The sequence below is a fragment of the Acetobacteraceae bacterium genome (assembly GCA_004843165.1).
Classification (GTDB): Bacteria; Pseudomonadota; Alphaproteobacteria; order Acetobacterales; family Acetobacteraceae.
In genome coordinates this window covers 1,565,001-1,583,872 of sequence record CP039459.1, presented here as the reverse complement: position 1 = coordinate 1,583,872, position 18,872 = coordinate 1,565,001, and the positions used below count along the sequence as shown (strand labels likewise).

The 18,872-nt window shown below is 43.3% G+C and carries 13 protein-coding genes, 2 rRNA genes and 1 pseudogene; 4 read left to right on the top strand and 12 right to left on the bottom strand.

All coding sequences use genetic code 11. The features are described 5' to 3' along the window. The first annotated feature begins 19 nt into the window (after nt 1–19). Nucleotides 20–610: a hypothetical protein gene (locus tag FAI41_07590; protein ID QCE33445.1), complete on the top strand. Its 591-nt coding sequence runs from the start codon at nt 20–22 to the stop codon at nt 608–610. Between the two features lie 77 nt (nt 611–687). On the opposite strand, the gene FAI41_07585 is transcribed toward FAI41_07590, so the two are convergent. The 4 genes from FAI41_07585 to FAI41_07570 form a co-directional block, all read right to left on the bottom strand. Then, on the bottom strand, nt 688–2,253 hold the full coding sequence (locus FAI41_07585; protein ID QCE33444.1) for a hypothetical protein: 1,566 nt from the start codon (nt 2,251–2,253) through the stop codon (nt 688–690). A gap of 341 nt (nt 2,254–2,594) precedes the next feature. Then, nucleotides 2,595–4,280 carry a D-lactate dehydrogenase gene (locus FAI41_07580; protein ID QCE33443.1) on the bottom strand — a complete coding sequence of 562 codons (1,686 nt, stop codon included), beginning with the start codon at nt 4,278–4,280 and terminating at the stop codon, nt 2,595–2,597. Between the two features lie 13 nt (nt 4,281–4,293). Next, nucleotides 4,294–4,893, bottom strand: a complete 600-nt coding sequence (gene wrbA, locus FAI41_07575) for an NAD(P)H:quinone oxidoreductase (GenBank protein QCE33827.1) — start codon at nt 4,891–4,893, stop codon at nt 4,294–4,296. A 149-nt stretch (nt 4,894–5,042) separates the two neighbouring features. Next, nucleotides 5,043–6,170 (bottom strand): S-(hydroxymethyl)glutathione dehydrogenase/class III alcohol dehydrogenase, encoded by a 1,128-nt coding sequence (locus FAI41_07570; GenBank protein ID QCE33826.1) that lies wholly within the window; start codon nt 6,168–6,170, stop codon nt 5,043–5,045. Between the two features lie 269 nt (nt 6,171–6,439). On the opposite strand from FAI41_07570, the gene FAI41_07565 reads away from it, so the two are divergent. Further along, nucleotides 6,440–7,099, top strand: a complete 660-nt coding sequence (locus FAI41_07565; GenBank protein ID QCE33442.1) for a LysE family translocator — start codon at nt 6,440–6,442, stop codon at nt 7,097–7,099. Nucleotides 7,100–7,188: 89 nt separating this feature from the next. Further along, nucleotides 7,189–8,094, top strand: a complete 906-nt coding sequence (gene fghA / locus FAI41_07560; GenBank protein ID QCE33441.1) for an S-formylglutathione hydrolase — start codon at nt 7,189–7,191, stop codon at nt 8,092–8,094. A gap of 59 nt (nt 8,095–8,153) precedes the next feature. Here fghA and FAI41_07555 read toward each other — a convergent pair whose 3' ends face one another. After that, nucleotides 8,154–9,533: an FAD-dependent oxidoreductase gene (locus FAI41_07555; protein QCE33440.1), complete on the bottom strand. Its 1,380-nt coding sequence runs from the start codon at nt 9,531–9,533 to the stop codon at nt 8,154–8,156. Nucleotides 9,534–9,573: 40 nt separating this feature from the next. Then, the gene (locus FAI41_07550; GenBank protein ID QCE33439.1) at nt 9,574–10,026 is read right to left on the bottom strand and encodes a carboxymuconolactone decarboxylase family protein; all 453 of its coding nucleotides are present in this window, start codon (nt 10,024–10,026) and stop codon (nt 9,574–9,576) included. Nucleotides 10,027–10,163: 137 nt separating this feature from the next. Here FAI41_07550 and FAI41_07545 point away from each other — a divergent pair, with 137 nt between their 5' ends. After that, nucleotides 10,164–11,204: a GMP reductase gene (locus FAI41_07545; GenBank protein ID QCE33438.1), complete on the top strand. Its 1,041-nt coding sequence runs from the start codon at nt 10,164–10,166 to the stop codon at nt 11,202–11,204. Nucleotides 11,205–11,271: 67 nt separating this feature from the next. Here the strand turns inward: FAI41_07545 and FAI41_07540 are convergent, their stop codons facing one another. The 6 genes and pseudogenes from FAI41_07540 to FAI41_07515 all read right to left on the bottom strand — a co-directional run bounded on the left by FAI41_07540 (nt 11,272) and on the right by FAI41_07515 (nt 18,813). Then, nucleotides 11,272–12,279 carry a hypothetical protein gene (locus FAI41_07540; GenBank protein ID QCE33437.1) on the bottom strand — a complete coding sequence of 336 codons (1,008 nt, stop codon included), beginning with the start codon at nt 12,277–12,279 and terminating at the stop codon, nt 11,272–11,274. Further along, entirely contained in the window at nt 12,272–13,168 is an 897-nt protein-coding gene (locus FAI41_07535) for an AAA family ATPase (GenBank protein ID QCE33436.1), read from the bottom strand. Before FAI41_07535 ends, FAI41_07540 begins: the two co-directional genes overlap by 8 nt. A 170-nt stretch (nt 13,169–13,338) precedes the next feature. Further along, nucleotides 13,339–14,050: pseudogene (locus tag FAI41_07530) on the bottom strand (DUF1275 domain-containing protein). A gap of 205 nt (nt 14,051–14,255) precedes the next feature. After that, nucleotides 14,256–15,569, bottom strand: coding sequence for a Gfo/Idh/MocA family oxidoreductase (locus FAI41_07525; GenBank protein QCE33435.1), 1,314 nt, complete (start codon nt 15,567–15,569; stop codon nt 14,256–14,258). Nucleotides 15,570–15,870: 301 nt separating this feature from the next. Then, nucleotides 15,871–15,985, bottom strand: a 5S ribosomal RNA gene (gene rrf, locus FAI41_07520). Between the two features lie 96 nt (nt 15,986–16,081). Beyond that, nucleotides 16,082–18,813: ribosomal RNA gene (locus tag FAI41_07515) — 23S ribosomal RNA — on the bottom strand. Between the last annotated feature and the right edge of the window lie 59 nt (nt 18,814–18,872).

The window sequence follows — 18,872 nt, the reverse complement described above, 5'->3', positions numbered from 1 at the left end:
TTAACAAAAAAAACGACAAATGTCTTTCAAATTTTTAATTTTAGAAGCTAGAGTAAAGCAACAGATTATTTCTCACCTTACACCAAGGCTATGTATTACAATGGGCTTATCTCCCCATCCCTTTTCAACCGGTCCAAGTGCTTTTTCGCAAAATGGGACACAATCTTTAAATGATCGTAATGGCATTATTACGGCGATCTATGTTCTTTATGCCATTGGGTTCTTTTTCCATATAACCGCTTTAATCGGTTTTATCATGGCCTGCGTTTACGGACAGACAGAAAGTGGCAAAAACAAGCTTCATTTTGAATTCCAAAAAGGCATTTTTAAAGTTGGGGTTTGGTTATTTATTGTCATTGCAATTTTGGGGCTAATAGCGACGATTGCTGTGGTCTTTATGGGATATGAAGATTCTGCCGTCAGTGCCATTTCTGTGATTGTTAGCTATGTTTTAGCAGGACTATTTTTACTTTACTGGTTTATTTGGACAATTATTGCCATCCTTTTTGGCTTTAAAGCGATCCGCAATAACAAAGCGCCCACAACGGATAAAATCCTCTTCATTTCCCCATTGCCAAAAAGATACCGAACCACACCCCTCTCTTCCTAAATATTTAACGTCAAACAAAAATCCCCTTAGAAATTTCCAAGGGGATTTTCATTTTGCTAATCTTTATTTTTAAATGATTACTTTGAAATAAAGGCGACGCTTTTACTTAAGTTAAGTGTAATAGCGCCTTTATCATCGACAGGATGTTGAAAAAGAGAAACGGCTCTTGTGCCTTTTGTCACATTGGTGACATAGCAAACGCCATTATCTAGGATCATTGTAATACGATCCCCGATCTCCCATGGCATTGGCAGGTCAGAGCAGCCAATCGGATTATCCGTTCCTGTACCGTCACAAGAAATCACAAAAGGTGCGCTTGGCTCCTCTTCGTTTTCCACGACGATAGCAAATCCGGCAGGCGCTTTACCCTTTGAAGGGATAGCGCCAACAATACCGGAGATGCAGATGGCTTTGCCAGGAATGGCCTCCTCAAGCTGATTATTATCAATGACCTGATAGGCATTTTCACTGAAAAGGGCTTTGAAATCAGGATCTTCGATCACATTTGGCACACCATTATCAACAACAATTTTCATTGGAACGCCGAAACCGCCAAACTGCCCAACTTCGTTGGTTGTCTGGTCGTCATTATATCTGTTCCAGTTAAAAATCCCTGTGGTTAAGGTCAAAATATGCGGATTATCCGTCTTGCTGAGATTACCTGCATATTGGTCATACCCATAGCTCATACGTTTATTGCTGGTGCTATTGGGAGTCCAGTTTTTGCCGTCCCATTCCCCAACGGAAATTTCAAACCAGTTATCCCATGAATTGGTTTTCCCAAGATTTTGGTTTTGAACGCAATAGGAAAGCACCCAGACTGTTTTGCCTGTGACCCGATCCACAACTTGCGTTGGAACAGACTGGCATTCAATCCGATATTTGTACCCGTATGGCTGATAAGAAGACTGGAAACGCATTTCCGTGCCTTTATAGCCTGTCCAAAAATTGATTTTTCCTTGATAATCGTCATTCGTCTGCCCTGTTAGGATATAGACATCATGTTTTTCATCATAACCAATCGTGCAATCTGAACCGCCCTGCCCATAAGTCAGTGCATTTTCAGCCTGCTTATATTCAACGGAAAGACCAAATTCCAAATCTTCAAGCTTTGTCTGTGGCCCATTTTTGAAACGGACAACGCAAGGATCTCTTGGTTTATCGTTATCGTAAACAGCGTACCAATCACCAGTTTTGCCCTGCGCCATAAAGCGGCCTTTGGGATCAATAAAGTAATTTCTAATGATATTGATCTCTGCCGGCAATTCACGGAAACTATACCATTTAATGCCGTCAAAGCTGTAAATCTGCATCATCCCATCAACGACCCATCCACCGGGACCGCCGTTTTTTGGAACTTTCGCAGCCGCATCTTTTGAATAAGCGGCAAGAGACCACAAAACGCCATTTTCATCTTTGGTGATTCCGGCAGCATCTGTGAAAACAGGCCAAGGGCCGATTTCATGCGGTGTATCACTTTTTAAATTATCCGTTGAAAAGGAAAGTTTTTCATTTGGGGTTGGCAAAATAACAGGCTGCCCACCGGAAATAGGCCGAAAGCGAGAAGGGATTTTTGCATCTGCTTCGATATTTTCGCCAAAAATTCTTAATTCTTCTGGCGTAAATTGTTTATTCTTTTTCACTTTAAATTAACTCCTTATATTTTAAATTTAATCCGCTGCGCTTGCTTAGAATGAGAAGCGCAGTAGATCTGCTAAAGTGCCTCTTGAAAATAACACGCAAAGAGAATCTGAAAAGTAAAAACAAAATGTACTATATTTGTCTTTATTTAAAAAAAATGAAATAACATACAGAAAACAGGAATTTTTACTTTAAAATAAAAAAATAAAGTTAAATTAAGACTTAAATAACGGAGTGAATCCCTTTCCCCGACTCACTTTTGGTTCATAAAAGGAGCAATGTTCTTTGATTTGGAAGCTCCAGAAAAAAGAAAGCTGTGTTGCTTCCCTTTCACCTTATAAAATCATTCCCAATTCTTCTGCTTGCTGGTTTTGCCGATACCGGGGTTGAGGCAGTTGCAGGGATCAAGCTTTTTATAATGTTTTTTGAGTTCTTCGGGGGCTTGGTAGAGATGGCCGAAATTATGTTCTGCCGGGTATTGCGCCCCACTTTCCTTTAATCTTTCTAAAAGCTGTTTTTTCAGTGCCGTAACATCATAGCCTTTTTTAACAATATAATATTGATGAAAAACATGGCAGAGGAAATGGCCGCAATAGATATTTGCCAAAATTTGCTTTTCTAATTCCGGTGGAAGCGTTTCCAGCCAGTCCCGCTCATTTCGAGGCAGTGCCACATCCAATGAAATCAAACCGGCAGATTCTTTTAAATGGATTGCAAAAAAACGCTCTGCGGCTCCCACAGCGGCAAAGCGCTGTAAGAAAGCCAGCTCGCCCTCTTTCTTTGTGCATTTAAAGAAATTACCGTCTCTTTCTTCAAAAAACGTTTCGAGCCAAGGTTTAACTTCTTTTGACAAAGAACCAGAAAGTTTAAGGATTAAATGATGCTGATATTTCCGCTGAAAAACCTTCATTCTTTTCGGCATTTGAGAGGGAATAAAGTAAGAAGCCACCTGCATCAGCCTATCACTCAAATAAGAGGGGAAAAACCGATATTGCTCACCTAAAGCATTGATCCGTGCCTTAATGTCAAACAAAAAGGGCAAAAATTTCGTCCCTAAAAGGCGGATAACAATCACCGTATCGCGCCCGTATTTGTCGCCTAAAGCCAAAGTTTGTGTATGGATATACTCTCCGGAAATTGGCAGTTCCTCAAATTTTGTTAAAAGACCACGCCGCAAATCCTCTAATGCATAAGGGTCATTACTCCCGACATAAAGAATTTCTGTTGCCTTCTCTGATAGAAATGTATCCATCCGCACGGCAAACACAACCAGCTTACCCGCATTGCCGGAGGCTTCATAAAGCTGGCTCGGTTCTGCGTTATAGCGTGCCGGTGTCGGGGCATCGACATCCCGAACTTTTTTTAAATAATCTTTATTATGCCCTGCGCCAATGTCCCAATGGACTTCACTGGATTTAATCTCGCCTTTATCCAATTTTGCCAATGCTTTTTCTGGATCATCAGGCAGATCAATTCCCAAATGATTCACCAGATGAAGTTTGCCATCCTCACCGATACGGGCAAATAAAGCCATCTCAGTATAGGCTGGGCCACGCTGTACCAAGGCACCGCCGGAATTATTACTGACCCCACCCATGATGGAAGCACCAATACAGGAAGATCCAATAAGAGAATGCGGCTCCCTGCCGATTGGACGAAGCAAATCTTCCAGCTCATAGAGGCTTGCACCGGGATGGCACAGCACCTGCCTGCCATTCCCTAAAAGCTGTAAACCTTTAAGACGGCGTGTGCTGATGAGGATAACAGGACGGTCATAATCACCATCCGGCGTAGAGCCCCCTGTAAGCCCCGTATTAGCTGCCTGCATAATAATGATGCGGTCAGCCTCATATGCTAAAGAAACAATTTTCCACAGCTCAACCAAAGAACCGGGTAAGACAACGGCTTCAACAGCCCCCTCGCCAAAAGAAAACCCCTTTCTGTAACGGTAAGTCTCCTGATCTGAGGAAAGGAGATAAGCATTACCGACAGTTTGAGAAATTTTTTTAAGGAGACTGTTCTCAAGCATAAAAAACCTTTTATTATTTTATAAGTTTGGCGGTCACTTCCGCAACATGCTTGCCCAGCGCCTGAGCACCTGCAAGTTCATTTTCTGTTGGCTTGCGAGAACCGTTTGATCCTGCAATCGTGGATGCCGCAAAAGGTGATCCGCCGCTAATTTCGGTCATTTCAGAGAGGCCTTTAAAAGCATATGGCAAGCCAAGAACAACCATGCCATGTGCCAGAAGATTTGGAATGAGGCTCAAAGGCGTTGTTTCTTGTCCGCCATGCTGTGTGCCTGTAGAGGTGAAAATCGCCGCACTTTTGCCAATTAACACCCCTTTCGCCCATAATCCGCCAGTCCGATCGAGAAAAGAAGCCAATTCAGAACTTAAACGGCCGAAACGTGTTGGACATCCAAAAATAATCCCGTCATATTCGGCAAGCTCTTCAGGCGTTGCAATCAAAGCTTTCTGATCCACTTTCATGCCGTGACTCTTTGCGACATCATCGGAAATGAGAAAAGGAACACGCTTAACGCTGACAGATGCGCCGCCCTCTTTTGCCCCTTTTTCGATTGCATATGCGAGGGTCTCCACATGGCCATAAGTAGAATGGTAAAGCACTAAAATTTTTGGCAAAGACATCACATTATTCCTTTGTTTATTATCACCTTTACCTCATGATAATACGCTCTTTTCTTATCTTATTTGCAATGAGAATCTTTATATAAAATTTTATATAAAAAAAGAGGCCGAAGCCCCTTTTTTCTTCTTTGAGAAAAGGTGGATTAATCTTCTAAAGAATAATCAATCACGGTGCGGATACTGTCACCTTTTCCCATATTTTCAAAAGCTTCGTTAATTTTAGAAAGCGGAATAACTTTTGTAATCAAACGGTCAATTTCAATCTGACCCTCCATATACATATCCACAATTTTCGGCGTATCCGTACGACCTCTTGCCCCACCGAAAGCCGTACCGACCCACTTACGCCCTGTGACGAGCTGGAATGGTCTTGTGCTAATTTCCTCACCGGCACCGGCAACCCCAATGATGCAAGAAGTTCCCCAACCACGGTGCGTGCATTCCAAAGCCTGACGCATCAGATCAACAGATCCAACACATTCAAAACTATAATCTGCCCCGCCATTGGTTAATTTAATGATTTCCTGCACCAAATCTTTGTCTTTTGGCAGCGTTTTGGAATTGATAAAATCGCTCATCCCGAATTCCTTGGCCAAGGGCACTCGTCCCTCAGCAATATCAATCCCGATAATTTGCGAAGCCCCTGCTAATCTTGCCCCCTGAATCACATTCAGACCAATACCGCCAAGTCCAAAAACAACAACACGTGCCCCGGCCTCGACATCAACGCCCCAAATGACAGATCCAACTCCTGTTGTCACACCGCAAGCGACATAGCAGGCCTTTTCAAAAGGTGCATCCTCACGGATTTTGGCAACGGCAATTTCCGGTACGACTGTATATTGGGCAAAAGTAGACGTCCCCATATAATTATGGATCGGCTTGCCTTTATAGGAAAAACGGGAAGTGCCATCCGGCATCAAACCTTTACCTTGCGTCTCTCGAATAGCGGTACAAAGATTTGTTTTCTGGGAAAGACAGGCAGGACATTCACGGCATTCTGGAATATAGACGGGAATAACATGATCTCCGGGTTTTACGCTGGTGACGTTTTTACCGACTTTTTTGACAATACCAGCCCCTTCATGTCCTAGAATGGCCGGAAAAACGCCTTCAGGGTCTTTGCCAGAAAGTGTGTATTTATCTGTATGACAAATACCGCTGGCCTTAATTTCAATTAAAACCTCATCATCGTGGGGCATTTCCAGTTGAACAGTATCAATCACCAAGGGCTTGCCGGGTTCCAGAGCAATTGCCGCCCGGACATCCATTGTTTCAACCATATTGATTTTCCCCTATGTATAAAAAAAAATCGAAAATAAACACCCCTTTTAGGGCTAGGATGCCATAACAAAATCATCATCTATTTTTTTAATAAATGTCAGAGCATCTCAAAGAATTAGATGCCGTAACAATACATTATTTGTCTTTTCTTGACCAGAAAACCTCTTTTATCCTCAAAAAGACTTGCCCAAAGATAAAAGCTTCCCCTAGCATTTTAGAAGATATTATTTGACCTTAAGGACTTAGATTTACACTTATGATTTCGCCACTTATCTCTTCTTTATCTACTTTTATCGTAACGGCGACACTTCTCAGCATTGCTCCCGGTCCTGAAATTATTTTAACCCTGACCGTTGCCACCTCGCCTGTCCGAAAAATGGGAAAATGGATTGTTGCTGGCGTTGCTTCCGGGATGACACTTTGGGCTTTAGCGACCCCTCTTGGATTAAGTGCGATTTTCACAACAAATCCCAAAGCCTTCCAAATTTTAAAATGGCTCGGTGTTGGCTATCTCCTTTATCTCAGCGTCCGCCTTCTCCTTGAATCCTGTAAAAAACCGCATACATTTGAAAATGGTGCCGCGCCATTACATGCTGTCCAATCTGCAAAAGAGGCCTTTCAGCAGGGAATTTTAAGTGCGCTTTTAAATCCAAATGTGGCTGTTTTCTTTGTCTTGATGTTCCCTACCTTTATTCCTTCAGGCTTTTCTGCTGCGCAGATCAAGGGGATTTTACTGCTACAAGGGGGCATTGAAGTCATCATTATGACGCTTTACCTCACGATTGTTGTTTTAGCGGCTGTTCCCCTAAAAAAATTGTTAGATAAAGGCATTGCCCTACGTTTTTTCTATGGGATTTCCGGGCTTTTACTCTTACTTTGCGCCGCTAAACTTTTTATGGCGCAACCGCCTGTTTAAAATTTACCTCAACAGACCTCTTGAAGCCTACGTCTACAGGAATCATTTAAGAAAGAGGCATTTGCCTTTATGTTCAGGAGAAAACAACGATGACACATTCTTTAGAGCTTCTCAGCGCACATCCGGCCTTTGATGGTGAAGTGCGATTTTACAAACATCATGCAGAAACTTTAAAGGCTGAAGCAAATTTTGCCATTTTTCTTCCTCGCCGTGCCTTAAAAGATATGTATGCCAGAAAAAACGGTAAGGAATGCAAAGGGAAAACGCCTTATATTATGGCCTTGGCAGGTCTTACCTGTGACCATCAAACCTTTATCACCAAATCCAATGCAGTTCGTTTTGCCAGCCAGCACAATATTGCTTTGGTCTGCCCCGATACATCTCCACGTGGCTGCGATCCAAAATCAACAGAAAAAGAAAAATGCTGGTGGCTTGGTGAAGGTGCCGGCTATTATCTCAAAGCGACCAAAGAACCTTGGGCAAAACATTATAACATGCGTGATTATGTTGCCGAAGAGCTAACGGCGCTTGTTGCCGAGAATTTCTGGCTTGATGATGATAAAAAAAGTATCATGGGACATTCCATGGGCGGCATGGGAGCCTTAGTCTTCGGGATCAAAGAGTCTGACAAATGGAAATCCATTTCCGCCTTTGCACCCGTTGCGAACCCTTCAAAATCCCATTGGGGACAGGAAGCCGCCGAAGTCTATTTTAACAATCCAGAAGAGGCGAAAGCCTATGATCCCACCCTTTTGCTTCAATCCGGTAAAAATCACCCGACTCCTATCTTGATCGATCAGGGCAGAGAGGATGAGTTTCTCCATGATGGAAAATTACTGCCTAAAAACTTCTTAAATGTTGCGGATCGTGTTGGTCAGCAGGTCATTTTCCGTGCGCATAAGAAATTCGATCATTCTTACTGGTTCGTTCAGAGCTTTATTCAATCACATATTGAATATCATGCACTCTATCTTCAGAACGACAATCACGGCTGATTTTTCTATCTTTCTTTTTCTAAAACCCCGTCAATCATGAAAGAAAGAGGGGGTTTTTCTTAGTTTCCTAAAATTTCATTGGCGGCTCGCAAACCTGATTGCAAAGCTCCCTCAAAATAACCCGTCCATTCTGTTGCCGTTTCCGTACCGGCAAAATGAATATGCCCCTCTTTCCGTCCGAGGGCTTCGCCATAAAGGCTCAAAACCCCTGTTGCCATACAGCCGGCATATCCTCCCTCTGCCCATTCCTCTTTTGCCCAATCGCAATCAACATATTCAATCGGATTTTTGGCCTGCTCACCAAAATAATGCACCAAATCTTTAACCACGATTTGACGGCGCTCTTCCTGAGACATTTGGCTCATTTTGACCGCATATTTTCCCTCAATGACACCAACCAAAATACCGATTTCTTCATCTTTTGGCGTTTGATCGTAAACTGTCGCAAAATGTAAACCGAGACCGATTGCCTCACCGCTAAGGCCCTTTTCACGCCAAAAAGGCCGCTCATATGCTACATGAACTTTAATCACATTCCCCATAGGCATCCGCCTCAAAAGCCCCTGCTTTTGAGAGGGTAATTTCGGTTCAAAAATCAATTTGGCTGCTAAAACGGGTGGAATGGCCAAAATAAGTTTTTTTGCCCCGTAAATTTCTCCTGCTTTTGTCGTTACCTGAATCCCACTCTCATCCTGCATTATTTTAACCACAGGCTGCTGAAAACGAATTTTATTCCCCAAACGATCTGCCATTGCTTTCGCAACAGACCATGCGCCACCTCGAGCTTTATCCTGCTGTGCGCCGCCGCTTGCCGCCATCATCACCTTCATACCTCTGCCTTGGCGCATACATTCCAAGAAATAAAGATAAGACATTTCTGAAGCCTCAACACAGAACAAGCCATTCACAACCGCTCTGGCAAATTCTCTCGCCCCCTTGGTTCTTAGATGGGACATCACCCAGCTTTCGAAAGAGATAGAATCCCATTTTTCAGCTTTTTTGGCTTTCCAAGGCTGATTTTTAGGAATTTGTTTGAGGTCACGTCCCCAAAGATAGATAAAAAGCGCAATTTCACATAAAGCAAAAGGATTAAAAGGCGGGATCAAACCAAATTTTTTGACCTTGCCTTTAAAACTTAAAAGCGATTTTCCTTCTTCATATTGCGGGTAGAGTTCAATCCCGGCTTTGGCGGCCTCTTCCCTAAAAAGCGGATGATGGGCACCAATCCATTGACCACCGAAATCAACGACATTTCCGGCAATTTTTCCGGCTTTACACCGACCGCCAACACGATCTTGCGCTTCTAAAAGCAGAATTTTTTGACCTTTTTCCTTTAAAGTCTCTGCCGCCTTTAAGCCCGCAAAACCAGCCCCAACAATAATGGTATCAACAAAACATCTTTCTTGATTTTTTTTATTTTCTTGCCTCATCTCTACCATTCTCTTTTTCCTATTGATGTTTCATTTTGTGCTGATTTCTTTACGACGCTTTTGAGGCCGCTTCTGGCAAACGGCGCATGCCAACGGCAATACGGTTGTAAGCATTTGTCAAAGCAATAGCGACAGTGAAATTTGCAATTTCCTTTTCGCTGAAGTGCATTTTCATCTTGTTAAAATCCGAATCAGGAGCATGTGTTTTCGCCAGAGATGTTAGGCTTTCGCTCCACAAAAGAACGGCTTGCTCTTTTTCGTTAAAAACAGAACCCGCTTCACGCCATGCCGAAACAAGGAGAAGCTTTTCAAAAGAAACGCCCTGATGACGTAAAATTTTTGAATGAAGCTCAATGCAAAAGGCACACCCATTTATCTGAGATGTCCTTAACGATGCGAGCTCTGCCAAAACAGGATCAACCCCTGATTTTTGGATATGCTCGTGCACTTTATAAAGTAACGCAACAGACTCTGGAACGAGCTTTTCATAATCAATACGCATCAAATTTTTCTTTCCTTAAAGGAGATCACGTAACTTCTCTTTCCCCTTATCCTCTTTTCCTTTAGATTAGATAGGAAAAAGACTTTATTTGCTTTTTCCACTTTTTTTAAACATATTATGAGGAAAAAAGCTAAACCATGCGTATCGAACAAGACCTGAAACTCGGTTTTAAAGACGTTCTTATCCGCCCGAAACGCTCTACCCTTAAAAGCCGCTCTGAAGTGGACTTAAATCGCAAATTTTCATTCAAACATTCCGATAATCATTGGGAAGGTATTCCAATTATCGCTGCCAATATGGATACGGTTGGTACGTTTGAAATGGCAGAAGCTCTGAGCAAATTTAAGATCCTTACAGCGATCCATAAACATTACAGCCTTGAGGCGTGGGAAAAATTTGTCAAAGGGTCAACGCCACAAAATTTAAAAAATATTCTTGTCTCCTGCGGCACCTCTGATGAGGATTTTAACCGTCTTGTAAAGATCCTTGGCCTTTCTTCAGACCTTAAAATGATCTGCATCGATATCGCAAATGGTTATTCTGAACATTTCGTAAAATTCATTGAAAAGACACGCCAGAAATTTCCGCATCATATCATTATTGCAGGAAATGTTGTCACAGGAGAAATGGTCGAGGAGCTTGTCCTTTCCGGTGCGGATATCGTTAAAGTTGGTATCGGCCCTGGATCAGTCTGCACCACACGTGTGAAAACCGGCGTTGGCTATCCACAGCTTTCCGCAATTATTGAATGCGCTGATGCCGCACATGGTCTAGGCGCACAGATTATTGGTGATGGCGGTTGCACAATCCCAGGCGATATTGCCAAAGCTTTTGGCGGCGGTGCTGATTTTGTCATGCTTGGCGGTATGTTAGCCGGCCATGAGGAATCCGGCGGAGAGCTTCTTGAAGAGAATGGTCAAAAATTCCGCCTTTTTTATGGTATGAGCTCTGAAAGTGCGATGGATAAACATTCCGGCGGCGTTGCGAAATATAGAGCCCCTGAAGGCAAAACGGTCAAAATCCCCTTTAAAGGAAAAGTGGAACATACTGTCCAAGATTTCTTAGGCGGCCTGCGCTCCTCCTGTACCTATGTCGGGGCAGAAAAACTCAAAGAACTTACCAAACGCACCACTTTTATCCGTGTTGCGGAACAGGAAAACAAAGTTTTTAGCGCTTAAATAAAATCGAGAGGGAAGGTTTTTCACTTTCCCTCTTTGCCCTCTTTCAAAAGAATATCCTTCTTTCTCAAGCAGCCTCCTGAAAAAAACAAAGGGCGGGATTAGTACTTTTATTGAGCATTTCTGCCGCACCGTCTTTCCCAGCATATGTATTATAAATTAACACGGTTTTTTCGCTGAAACGACTTTGACAATGTCGATCCTCAAAATCTGAAATAACAATATTAAGAATATCATCTTGCGTTTCAATATGCGCTATCAAGACATCAAGATCTGTTCCACCGCCAGATTCTTCCTCTTCTCCTTTTTCTTTCACAGACGTATTGAAAATATATTCCTGAAACGTTGCTGCGGGATAAATCATTTTAAATTTCTTAATGATATTCTTTGTAAGCAGTCTTTTCGGCTCTGTCACGGACCCTGAAACATCCTCATAAATACGAACTCTCGTAATTTCTGCACGAAAATCAGGCGTTTCGGTGGAAGAGTCAAAAATACTTTTTTCCACTTCAAGATAGCAATCGCTCAAACGTCTATAACGTTGTTTCAGACTATTAAGATGCGAGGCAGATTTATCTGCTCCAACAATTTCTTGAATTTTATAAAAATCAATAAAGGCAATATTGGAACGAAGAATGTCTTTTGTCACCTCAATCCCATTCTGTCCCTCCTTTCGGGAAGAGATAAGAATTTTGAGCTCTTCGCTGTAAGAGGAGCGGTTAAACGCTTCTTTAGAAGTGGGCGAATTCTTCCGGTTTATCTCTGTCATAACATCTACAGCCGTCTTTTTCTGGAAAGGATCTGCCGTCTGAAGTGAGAAAGAGGAAGATTTAAGTTCTTTTGTCTCAGGTAAATGCTTTTTAATTTCGAGAATACTCACCTGATAATCAATTAAAATCGTTAGAATCTCTCGTTGTGTCTGCGCATCCATTAACGTATGAAAAACGATTTTTTCTTTAATTGTCTGGGGGAAATCCTTAAAAGTAATAAAAATTTTTTCATAGTGAAATTTTTCATAACGCCGAAGTAGATCAATGATGAAATTTGTAATGACCTGTTTTTGTACTTCACGCATGAGGTCTTGCTTCTACCTTTTCAACAATTTTCTTTAGAAGAAAATCCGTAAGCTCAATTTTACATTTCTTGCAAAATTCAGAAAGATTGACGTAAGAAACATCTTTGCCATATATTTTTTTGAATTTTTCACTTAATTCATCAAAATTAAGCTGTTCTGAAACCGTTTTTTCAAGAATTTTTTTACAAAATCTCTTATCCCCGATAATCCCCTCCATCACCTCAAGATTGGGAGGATCAACATTGTTAAGATATTTACTCAAGGCACTTAAAGAACGATTGGAAACAAAAGCTTCGTCATTTTCCTTAAAACCAAAAAGTAAATCATTTTCAGTTTCTAAGGCCTGCAATAAAATGGGATTATAGGTAGGGTCTCTTTTGCAAAAAGTAATATAATCCTCAATGTCATAATCCACATCGAGAACAATCATCCGATTGATAATCGCGTGCGGAAGATGGCGTCCGATAAATCCGGGCCTTTTTTTATTGCCGGCAGCAACAAAACGACAATTTGGATGAATTTTATGCTCCCCTAATTCACGTTCGCACAAAATTCTTAATGCAATTTTTAAAACATCATTATCCGCCAGTGTCAGCTCGTCCAAAAGAATAAGAAATCCGTCTTTTCCCTCTTGGCATGGGGTCTCTTCAAAGGGAAAAATCTTTGGGAAATATGCATATTCACCAATACCATTTTTTACATAAGGAAAACCGCCTAAATCAATGCCGCTATATTGGGTCAAGCGAATATCTCGTAGTTCAAGATTTAATTCATCGGCAATTTGGCGGATGATTGTTGTTTTTCCAAGACCTGGCTCGCCGAAAACCATTGGGATCATATTCAGTCCAATAAGGGTCTTACATTCGGCTTTTAAAGCATTCATCAGCATATTTTTTTTCCATTCCTAGCCCCATAGAAAAATAAAGAAGTTAAAAGGAAAAATAACGGTTTCTTTAAAGGCTAAGATTTTTCCTCTCTCCCTATAGAGAAAAATGGCATTAAAAGTGATGAAGAGACAAGCCCTGAAATAACTTAATCCAAATACCGCACCACTCAGAATCACAAATGATGAGGATTATTGTGTTGTTGGGATGCGTGCCGTCCACCGATAATGGCCACAGCACCTGTTAAAAAAGCGGCGAGTAACAATCCAAGTCCTAGATGCCATTTTAAGATGACTGCACCTGTAAAAGCTCCCAATAAAAGTGTACCAATCGTCACTAACCGTCTTGCCGTGCCGTTGCCTCGCCATTTGGCTTTGCCCGTGCCTAACATGCAATCCGAGGCCAAACCGACAATCGTCATTGTAACGACAACCGTTGTAATCCCCTGCACCCCGATTTGTAATGCAACCGCGGCCTGAATTCCCATTGCAAAAGCTGCTGAAGAGGTCGCAATAACATTCAGCCAATGTGGCGGATGATTTCCGACAAAAAATAAGACTGTGCCAAGCGTAAGTAAGATAAAAGACACAAGAGAAATTAAAGAAGTACTCATCCTCGTCCAAGGGGCCTCTGCATGTTTAAGCGCATGTCCGCCAAAAATCCCCCCACCCATAAAGGTAAAAAGTGCAATAATCGGCCCTAAGATCGGCAACCCTGTTCTGCCACCGCCAAGTGCCATACCAAGGACAACGACATTGCCTGTCATATTTCCGGTAAACACTTTAATCTAGGCCAAGATAGCCAACGGCATCATTAATGCCCGTTGTAAAAGTCAAAACCAGCATCAACCAGAGATGCATTCTGTCTGATTGTATCCGTTTCATCATTGCTCCATTCAATTTGTTGAGTACTTCAACTGCGAGGCAATCATCCACGCCATGAAGCTGGTGAACATCTAAGAAATTTTATGAAGATTATTCTTTTAACAAAATTTTCAATGCATAAAAGTAATTCGTCATAGTGTAAGCATATCATCATCAAAAAAAGCCCGCTCTTTTCAGATACGGGCTTTTTTTTACAAAAAGTTACAACTTATTTTGACAGCTCTGTAACCAATGGCTGGGTCAAGGCTGTCCAAAGGCCATTTTTGCCATAGACCTCTTTTGCCCAGTTTGCGCCTTTGGAAACATCCACCATTTTTCCACCATTCTTGGCAGATTCATAAATGGCCATAATGATTTGGACGTCTCTACGGCCTTCTTCACCTGTACCTGCTGTTGGCTGTTTGTTGTAAATAGCCAAAGGCAAGGCATCGAGCTGGCTGGAAAATTGATCCAATGCAGATTTTGTAAACATTGGCTGTTCCCATGTATGCGTGTCCCCTGAAAGACATAGGTTGACATGGTTATTCCAATAGCTGGTTGCGGGATCAACCAAAACAGTTGCCTTTTCCCCTGCAAGGGAGAAACGTGAGGTTGTAAAGGTTGAGAAAGAAGACCCCCCCTGTGCAACCAAGCCAGAAGCGTAGTGCATTGTCCAAGATATCGTGTCTTCAACCTGTGAAAAGACTTTACTTGGATTTGGTGTGATATAAGCGGAAACCGCAATTGGATCTTCATTAGAAAGATAACGGGCGCCATTCACCCCATAAATACCAAGATCCATCAAAGAACCGCCGCCGGCAAGTTTCTTTGTAAAACGCCACTGCTGCGCAACATCATCTGGACGGGCAATGTCATTATTTTGGGTTGCAATCATACGAGGCTTACCAAGAATGCCCTGATCCAACATCCCAACCATATGACGTGTTAAAGCATCATAGTGGCAACGATAACCAATTGTGAGATACTTCCCTGCTTTTTTAGAAGCGGCAATCATTTTATCACATTCTGCAACACTGACAGCCATTGGCTTTTCACACATAACATGCTTACCGGCACGGAAAGCCCGCAATGTCATTTCACAATGTAAAGAGTTTGGCAGGATAATATAAACAGCATCAACATCTGGATTGTTTTTGATTTCGTCAAAATTATCGTAATTATAGATATTTTTTTGATCAATCCCGTAAGTATCTGCAACACGAGAAGCTTTCTTTGGGTCACCACTGACAAGTGCTGTAACACGGCAGTAACGTGATTCTGCAAAAGCCGGTAAAATCTGATTAATCGCATATTTACCAAGGCCAATAATCGCATAACCGAATTTACGGTTTCCTGTGATTTTTCCCTCAGGAAGCGGACGTAATAATTCTGGATATGGGCGTGATGCCAAATTTGGAGAAAGATCCGGCCAAAGAGGATGAAGTGCAGATTTTGTCGCCGCCTGCGCTTTCGAAGCAATCAGACCTGCGGCTCCAACGCCACCCATCATCATAAATGCCTTACGGCGATTCATCTCAGTCATATATTATCCTATATTCTATCATATTAGGTGGAACGACAGAGAAGGAGTAACTCCCCTACGGGATGACGCATTCTTCACGTTCCTGTTAGAAATCTTTTAATCTTCTGAGGCGCAAGAGACAATATAGAAAGGAGATGAAAGATAAGGTTAATTCCCCTTTTCCTATTTCCATGCTCTCCTCTTGAAGAATAAATTGAGTTGGTTATTGTTTTTTTGAGTTTGATTGTTTTTATTGTGCTTGGAAAGCAAAAAGCCCTTAAGGTGAGTACCTTAAGGGCTTTTTTAAATGATGTGACTGAGTAGCGGGGGGCGACCTACTTTTCCGCGTCTTGAGACGAAGTATCATTGGCGCTGAGGGGTTTAACCATCGAGTTCGGGATGGGATCGGGTTTGGGACCCTCGCCATAACCCCCCGCTGCTGCGTCACATCAGGTGAATGGGATAGAAGAGATAAGAGAGATTGAGAAAGTTTTGAATGATGTTTGTATGTTGAATACAAAGCTGGAGAGGTCTGGGGGATTAGTATCCGTAAGCTTCATTCATTGCTGAACTTTCACACCGGACCTATTAACGTTGTGGTCTTCAACGCCCCAAAAAGACCTTATCTTAAGGCTGGTTTCCCGCTTAGATGCTTTCAGCGGTTATCCATTCCGAACTTGGCTACCCAGCCATGCCACTGGCGTGACAACTGGTTCACTAGAGGTTCGTTCATTCCGGTCCTCTCGTACTAGGAACAAATCCTTTCAAGTCTTAACGCCCACGGCAGATAGGGACCGAACTGTCTCACGACGTTCTAAACCCAGCTCACGTACCACTTTAATCGGCGAACAGCCGAACCCTTGGGACCTGCTTCAGCCCCGGGATGTGATGAGCCGACATCGAGGTGCCAAACCTCCCCGTCGATGTGAACTCTTGGGGGAGATCAGCCTGTTATCCCTAGAGTACCTTTTATCCGTTGAGCGATGGCCCTTCCACAAGGAACCACCGGATCACTATGGCCGACTTTCGTCTCTGCTCGAGCTGTCACTCTCACAGTCAGGCAGGCTTATGCCATTGCACTCAAAATCCGATTTCCAACCGGACTGAGCCTACCATCGCGCGCCTCCGTTACATTTTAGGAGGCGACCGCCCCAGTCAAACTGTCCACCATGCAGGGTCCTGGCCCATGCTAAATAGGCTCAGTTAGACAACAGAAACATTCAGGGTGGTATTTCAACAATGACTCCCTTAAAGCTGGCGCCTTAAGTTCATAGTCTCCCACCTATCCTACACAAAATATTTCTGGTGCCACTGCAAAGCTACAGTAAAGGTTCATAGGGTCTTTCCGTCTGACCGCGGGTACCCCGCATCTTCACGGGGAATTCAATTTCGCTGAGTCGATGCTGGAGACAGCGGGGAAGTCGTTACGCCATTCGTGCAGGTCGGAACTTACCCGACAAGGAATTTCGCTACCTTAGGACCGTTATAGTTACGGCCGCCGTTTACCGGGGCTTCAATTCAATGCGCTAACATCTCCTCTTAACCTTCCGGCACCGGGCAGGCGTCAGGCCCTATACGTCATTTCTCAATTTCGCAGAGCCCTGTGTTTTTACTAAACAGTCGCTACCCCCTGGTCTGTGCCACCATAATAAGGTTGCCCTCATTATGGCCTTGCTTCTTCCGAAGTTACGCAAGCATTTTGCCTAGTTCCTTCAGCATCGTTCTCTCAAGCGCCTTGGTATGCTCTACCTGTCCACCTGTGTCGGTTTAGAGTACGGTCTATACGCTAGGGCTATTTCCTGGAACACTCCAAAAGCCTATTCAATCCATTAAGAATAAACAACATATCGTGTCCGTCACCACTAGCAGGCTCAGGAATATTAACCTGATTCCCATCGATTACGGCTTTCGCCCTCACCTTAGGGGCCGGCTCACCCTGCGCGGATTAACCTGGCGCAGGAAACCTTGGACTTTCGGCGAAAGTGTCTCTCACACTTTTTATCGCTACTCATGTCAGCATTCGCACTTCCAATACCTCCAGCTAACCTCACGGTTAACCTTCATCAGCCTATGGAACGCTCCGCTACCACGTACATTCCCATGATAAAGAATGCACATCCGCGTCTTCGGTAGACAACTTTAGCCCCGTTACATTTTCGGCGCAGAAACTCTTAAGTTTAGACCAGTGAGCTATTACGCTTTCTTTAAAGGATGGCTGCTTCTAAGCCAACCTCCTGGCTGTCCTGGAGTTTCCACTTCCTTTCACACTTAGTTGTCATTTGGGGACCTTAGACGGCGGTCAGGGCTGTTTCCCTCTCCACAATGGACCTTAGCACCCACTGTGTGTCTGCTATGCTCTACTCATCGGCATTCGAAGTTTGATTGAGGTTGGTAAGACGGTGAGTCCCCCTAGCTCATTCAGTGCTCTACCTCCAATGGTAATACATAACGCTCTACCTCAATAGATTTCGCGGAGAACCAGCTATCTCCGGGTTTGATTGGCCTTTCACCCCTAGCCACAGCTCATCCCCGTCTTTTTCAACAGACGTGGGTTCGGTCCTCCAGAATATTTTACTATCCCTTCAACCTGGCCATGGCTAGATCACCCGGTTTCGGGTCTTCTATCCGTAACTATGTCGCCCTATTCAGACTCGCTTTCGCTGCGCCTACACCTATCGGCTTAAGCTCGCTACGATCAGAAACTCGCTGACCCATTATACAAAAGGTACGCCGTCACAGCATAAAGCCGCTCCGACTGCTTGTAAGCAACCAGTTTCAGGTCTCTTTCACTCCCCTCATCGGGGTGCTTTTCACCTTTCCCTCACGGTACTTGTTCACTATCGGTCATCAGGTAGTATTTAGGCTTGGAAGGCGGTCCTCCCATATTCAACCAGAATTACACGTGTTCCGGCCTACTCAAATCCTCGTCATAACTTAACATATACAGGGCTTTCACCTTCTACGGCAGACCTTCCCAGATCTTTCTATTTCACTATAACAAGGCATTGGCCTGCTCCACTTTCGCTCGCCACTACTCGCAGAATCTCTTTTGATGTCTTTTCCTCCGGGTACTTAGATGTTTCAGTTCCCCGGGTTCGCCTCACATATCTATGAATTCAATATGTGATCCTCTTATCGAGGGGGTTGCCCCATTCGGATATTTACGGATCAATGTTTGCTCACAACTCCCCGTAACTTTTCGCAGCGTGCCACGTCCTTCATCGCCTCCTGATGCCAAGGCATCCACCGATTGCTCTTAGCCTCTCCAGCTTTGTGTTCAACTCCACCGCGCTCGCTTCACTAAGGATCAATCTTTCCTATTCC

Coding starts and splice junctions, on each gene's coding strand:
- FAI41_07590 (QCE33445.1), top strand. CDS start 20: ATGTCTTTCAAATTTTTAATTTTAGAAGCTAGAGTAAAGCAACAGATT.
- FAI41_07580 (QCE33443.1), bottom strand. CDS start 4,280: ATGCTTGAGAACAGTCTCCTTAAAAAAATTTCTCAAACTGTCGGTAAT.
- FAI41_07570 (QCE33826.1), bottom strand. CDS start 6,170: ATGGATGTCCGGGCGGCAATTGCTCTGGAACCCGGCAAGCCCTTGGTG.
- FAI41_07565 (QCE33442.1), top strand. CDS start 6,440: ATGATTTCGCCACTTATCTCTTCTTTATCTACTTTTATCGTAACGGCG.
- fghA (QCE33441.1), top strand. CDS start 7,189: ATGACACATTCTTTAGAGCTTCTCAGCGCACATCCGGCCTTTGATGGT.
- FAI41_07555 (QCE33440.1), bottom strand. CDS start 9,533: ATGGTAGAGATGAGGCAAGAAAATAAAAAAAATCAAGAAAGATGTTTT.
- FAI41_07550 (QCE33439.1), bottom strand. CDS start 10,026: ATGCGTATTGATTATGAAAAGCTCGTTCCAGAGTCTGTTGCGTTACTT.
- FAI41_07545 (QCE33438.1), top strand. CDS start 10,164: ATGCGTATCGAACAAGACCTGAAACTCGGTTTTAAAGACGTTCTTATC.
- FAI41_07540 (QCE33437.1), bottom strand. CDS start 12,279: ATGCGTGAAGTACAAAAACAGGTCATTACAAATTTCATCATTGATCTA.
- FAI41_07535 (QCE33436.1), bottom strand. CDS start 13,168: ATGCTGATGAATGCTTTAAAAGCCGAATGTAAGACCCTTATTGGACTG.
- FAI41_07525 (QCE33435.1), bottom strand. CDS start 15,569: ATGACTGAGATGAATCGCCGTAAGGCATTTATGATGATGGGTGGCGTT.